Below are 466 nucleotides of genomic sequence, written 5' to 3'. Positions count from 1 at the left end.
GTCCCAACCTCGTTGGACATCGGACCAGACCGACTTAACGCGCTCTATCAGACCGAATTGATGGACAGTGGGCCAGAGGAACGCTTCGATCGCTTGACACGGCTCGTTGCTGCGACCTTGTCGGTCCCGGTGGCGCTCGTTTCATTGGTCGACACAAAGAGGCAGTTCTTCAAGAGTTCGTTTGGTCTTCCTGAACCCTGGAAGACCGATCGAGAAACACCTCTGACACATTCGTTTTGCCAGCATGTCGTTGCAAGAGCTGCTCCCCTCGTTATCGAAGATTCAACACTCGACCCTCTTGTTTGCGACAATCTTGCTATTCCGGATCTGAACGTGCGCGCGTACCTTGGCATCCCGCTTCTGGACCAAGATGGTCATGTCCTGGGTTCGCTTTGCGCCATTGATGCCGAGCCGCACAAATGGACGGCTCGTGAGCAAGAGATACTCGCTGATTTTGCCAAACTGG

General features: G+C 54.3%; 1 protein-coding gene. It reads left to right on the top strand.

Annotated features, from left to right (window positions below; genetic code table 11):
• Positions 1–12: 12 nt before the first annotated feature.
• On the top strand, positions 13–466 hold a 454-nt coding region (locus AC1DIX_RS27815), incomplete at its 3' end, for a GAF domain-containing protein (RefSeq protein WP_477328575.1).

The sequence above is a fragment of the Massilia sp. 05N420 genome, from assembly GCF_056397205.1.
The sequence above is the reverse complement of the archived record's forward strand: the minus strand, read 5'-3'. Positions and strand labels throughout refer to the sequence as shown.